General features: G+C 49.2%; 3 protein-coding genes, 4 tRNA genes and 1 pseudogene. 6 read left to right on the top strand and 2 right to left on the bottom strand.

What is annotated here, in order from left to right; genetic code table 11:
• Positions 1-248: 248 nt before the first annotated feature.
• On the top strand, positions 249-1,277 hold the full coding sequence (gene murB, locus N0B36_RS24265; protein ID WP_049282959.1) for a UDP-N-acetylmuramate dehydrogenase: 1,029 nt from the start codon (positions 249-251) through the stop codon (positions 1,275-1,277).
• A complete protein-coding gene (gene birA, locus N0B36_RS24260) occupies positions 1,274-2,236 on the top strand; it encodes a bifunctional biotin--[acetyl-CoA-carboxylase] ligase/biotin operon repressor BirA (protein WP_047498825.1) in 963 nt (320 codons plus the stop codon). The genes murB and birA overlap by 4 nt, the downstream gene beginning before the upstream one ends.
• A gap of 33 nt (positions 2,237-2,269) precedes the next feature.
• On the opposite strand, the gene coaA is transcribed toward birA, so the two are convergent.
• Positions 2,270-3,220 (bottom strand): type I pantothenate kinase, encoded by a 951-nt coding sequence (coaA, locus tag N0B36_RS24255; protein WP_003031107.1) that lies wholly within the window; start codon positions 3,218-3,220, stop codon positions 2,270-2,272.
• Between the two features lie 289 nt (positions 3,221-3,509).
• Positions 3,510-3,590: pseudogene (locus N0B36_RS24250) on the bottom strand (hypothetical protein); the annotation flags it as partial.
• A 19-nt stretch (positions 3,591-3,609) separates the two neighbouring features.
• Between N0B36_RS24250 and N0B36_RS24245 the strand changes: the two are divergent.
• The 4 genes from N0B36_RS24245 to N0B36_RS24230 all read left to right on the top strand — a co-directional run bounded on the left by N0B36_RS24245 (position 3,610) and on the right by N0B36_RS24230 (position 4,045).
• Positions 3,610-3,685 (top strand) — tRNA-Thr (locus tag N0B36_RS24245).
• Positions 3,686-3,693: 8 nt separating this feature from the next.
• A tRNA-Tyr gene (locus N0B36_RS24240) sits at positions 3,694-3,778 on the top strand.
• 114 nt (positions 3,779-3,892) lie between these two features.
• A tRNA-Gly gene (locus N0B36_RS24235) sits at positions 3,893-3,967 on the top strand.
• A 5-nt stretch (positions 3,968-3,972) separates the two neighbouring features.
• Positions 3,973-4,045: transfer RNA gene (locus N0B36_RS24230), tRNA-Thr, on the top strand.
• Positions 4,046-4,047 lie beyond the last annotated feature (2 nt).

Here is a 4,047-nt window from a genome sequence, read left to right as displayed (position 1 = left end):
CCAGGCATCAAATAAGTGAAGAAGCCCATCCTGCCGGATGGGCTTTTTTGCGTCTGCAGGGAGTGAAAACTGCCGGAGGTGGCCTCCCGCCTAATCCGGCCAACGTCTGTTATTACCGGATACGGGGCCTGTAAACCTTATTCTGATTGTGATTGCAGCCTCATCGGTTGCTCCTAAGCTTCCATAAAACAAGCCATCCTGCTGCATATACGGTAAACTAAGCGCGATTTTGCATCAGGAAAGCGTCTATGAATCACTCCCTTAAAGCCTGGAACACCTTCGGTATCGATCAACACGCTAATGTGCTTGTCTGTGTCGAAAATGAGCAACAACTACTAAATGCCTGGCAATCAGCCAATGCATCACATCATCCAGTGCTAATCCTGGGCGAAGGGAGTAACGTCCTGTTTCTTGATGCCTTCCATGGAACGGTGATCGTCAACCGTATCAAGGGAATAGCGATTACAGAACAACCTGATGCGTGGCATTTGCACGTAGGCGCGGGTGAAAACTGGCATCATCTGGTAGAGCATACGCTGCAGCAAAGCATGCCCGGGCTGGAAAATCTGGCGCTGATCCCCGGCTGCGTAGGTTCATCGCCAATCCAGAATATTGGTGCCTATGGCGTAGAACTGCGGCGCGTCTGTGAATACGTGGACTGCGTAGAGCTTTCGACCGGCAAACATCTGCGTGTCAGCGCCGCAGAATGCCGATTTGGTTACCGCGACAGTATCTTCAAACATGAGTACCAGGATCGTTTCGCGATTGTAGCTGTTGGTCTGCGCTTACCTAAACAGTGGCAACCCGTTCTCACTTACGGTGACCTGACGCGTCTTGATCCTGCCACGGTAACGCCTCGGCAGGTTTTTGATTCTGTTTGCCATATGCGCACCACAAAACTGCCCGATCCAAAAGTAAACGGTAATGCGGGGAGCTTCTTTAAAAACCCGGTTGTCACCGCGGACATTGCGCAGGAGCTCCTGGCGAAATTCCCGACTGCACCTCATTACCCGCAGGCTGATGGCTCTGTGAAACTGGCTGCTGGCTGGCTTATCGATCAATGTCAGCTAAAAGGCATGCGCATTGGTGGCGCAGCTGTACATCAGCAGCAGGCACTGGTGCTGATCAATGCAGGCCATGCTACGAGTCAGGATGTGGTGCAGCTGGCGCATCACGTACGCCAAAAAGTCGGTGAGAAATTCAATGTCTGGCTTGAACCGGAAGTCCGGTTTATTGGCCCACTGGGTGAAGTGAATGCCGTGGAGATCGTTGCATGAAGGATAATACCGTCCCCCTGACGCTTATTTCATTATTAGCCGATGGCGAATTTCACTCTGGTGAGCAACTCGGTGAAAAGCTGGGAATGAGCCGTGCGGCAATCAATAAACATGTCCAGACGCTACGTGACTGGGGTGTTGATGTATTTACTGTCCCTGGTAAAGGATACAGCTTACCTGAACCTATCCAGCTATTAGATTCATCACTTATTTATTCTCAGCTGGATGGCGGGAATATAACGGTCCTACCGGTTATCGACTCAACCAATCAGTACCTGATGGATCGAATTGGTCAACTGGAGTCAGGGGATGCCTGCGTCGCTGAGTATCAGCAGGCCGGTCGTGGTCGTCGTGGACGTAAATGGTTCTCTCCCTTTGGCGCCAATCTGTACCTTTCAATGTTCTGGCGACTGGAACAAGGACCGGCAGCCGCGATTGGCCTGAGCCTGGTGATTGGTATTGTCATGGCTGAGGTTTTACGCGATCTGGGCGCGGATAAAGTGCGTGTTAAATGGCCGAACGATCTCTATTTACTCGACCGTAAACTGGCAGGGATCCTGGTTGAACTCACCGGAAAAACGGGCGATGCCGCACAGATTGTTATTGGGGCGGGTATAAACATGTCCATGCGTCGGGTTGAGGAGAATGTGGTTAATCAAGGCTGGATTAATCTGCAGGAAGCGGGTATTACCATTGACCGCAATACTCTGGCTGCCCGACTGATCCGCGAGCTGCGCGCTGCTTTGGTTCTGTTTGAGCATGAGGGCCTGGCGCCGTATTTGTCCCGCTGGAGGGCGCTGGATAACTTTATCGACCGCCCTGTTAAACTCATTATTGGTGATAAAGAAATATTTGGCGTATCTCGTGGAATAGATGCGCAAGGTGCATTACTACTCGAACAAAATGGCGTGATAAAACCCTGGATGGGTGGGGAAATATCGCTTAGAAGCGCTGAATAATAAGAAGGGGAGCTATGGCTCCCCTTTATTTTTTTATTTTCGTAATCTGACTTGCTCAACGGCATGATTGGCGCTTTTCGTCATGATTAAGCTGGCTCGCTCACGCGTTGGTAAAATATTTTGTTTTAAATTCAACCAGTTGATTTCTTTCCACAGTGATGTAGCCGTGTTGATTGCCTCGTCTTCCGACAATTTCGCATAGTTATGGAAATAAGAGTCTGGGTTGGTAAATGCCCCTTCGCGGAATTTCAGGAAGCGGTTGATATACCACGTCTGGAGTAATTCTTCTGGCGCATCCACATAAATAGAAAAATCGACAAAGTCAGAAACAAATACATGATGTGGATCGTGAGGATAGTCCATCCCGCTTTGTAATACATTGAGCCCTTCGAGGATTAATATATCGGGCTGGGCAACGGTTTTGTCGCCATCAGGGATCACATCATAAATCAGATGAGAATAGACCGGTGCCGTAACGTTGGGGACGCCAGACTTTAGATCGGAAACGAATTTAACCAGACGGTGCATATCATAGGACTGAGGAAAGCCTTTCTTCTTCATGAGCCCACGATCTTTCAACACCTGGTTAGGATGAAGAAAACCGTCAGTAGTGATCAGCTCAACCTTACGATGCTCGGGCCAGCGACTCAGCAACGCTTGCAACACACGTGCAGTCGTACTTTTGCCGACGGCGACGCTGCCAGCAATGCTAATAATATAAGGAATACGCTCGCCGTTGGTGCCTAAAAATTGCTCCAGCACAGCCTGACGCCGCAGGTTCGAACTGATGTAAAAATTTAGCAAACGCGATAATGGCAAATAAATCTCAGCAACTTCTTCCAGCGATAAGTCTTCGTTAATGCCTTTCAGACGAGCAATCTCTTCCTCGGTCAGAGTCATCGGCACGGAATCACGAAGCGCAGCCCACTGGTTGCGATCAAACTGTAGGTAAGGCGACGTTAACGCTTGCTCTTTTATACTCATACGCATGGTCTGGCTGTCATTGCTATATCAGGTCTGCGGTAAAAAACGAAATCATCCCCGGTACGCAATGGCACGCACATTTCAGTTAATTTGGACAATGGGCAGGAGGGTAACACCAGATGGGGGGGAATAATAAGAAAAAATCGTCCCCTGAAACGCAATGTGACGGCTATTCCAGATGTATAAAGATGCACTTTCTCTCTATTGATAACTGCATGCTGGAGCAAAATGCCTTCAGGGAGCGCGGCTGACGTTGAAAATTTGTTCAATTCGAAGAAGAAATAGATTATTTATCGGTCGTATAGCGCAAAATGTGAGCGATAGAACATTTTATGCAATTTTTTAGTTGCATGAGTGCGCATGTCTCCATAAAATGCGCGCTACTTGATGCCGACTTAGCTCAGTAGGTAGAGCAACTGACTTGTAATCAGTAGGTCACCAGTTCGATTCCGGTAGTCGGCACCATCAAGTCCGGTGGGGTTCCCGAGCGGCCAAAGGGAGCAGACTGTAAATCTGCCGTCACAGACTTCGAAGGTTCGAATCCTTCCCCCACCACCACTTTCTGGCAGCGTTATCGCCGCCTGAGTTGGTTAAAAAATTAATCAGCTCGAATAAAAAAGAGAGAAATCTCTTTTTTATTACAGAAAGAACTGGGTAGCCGAGTTTCAGGATGCGGGCATCGTATAATGGCTATTACCTCAGCCTTCCAAGCTGATGATGCGGGTTCGATTCCCGCTGCCCGCTCCAGACGTGCTGATATGGCTCAGTTGGTAGAGCGCACCCTTGGTAAGGGTGAGGTCCCCAGTTCGACTCTGGGTATCAGCACC

Origin of the sequence: Citrobacter sp. XY323 (genome assembly GCF_025106035.1) — a bacterium.
Lineage (GTDB): Bacteria > Pseudomonadota > Gammaproteobacteria > Enterobacterales > Enterobacteriaceae > Citrobacter > Citrobacter braakii.
The sequence above is the reverse complement of the archived record's forward strand: the minus strand, read 5'-3'. Positions and strand labels throughout refer to the sequence as shown.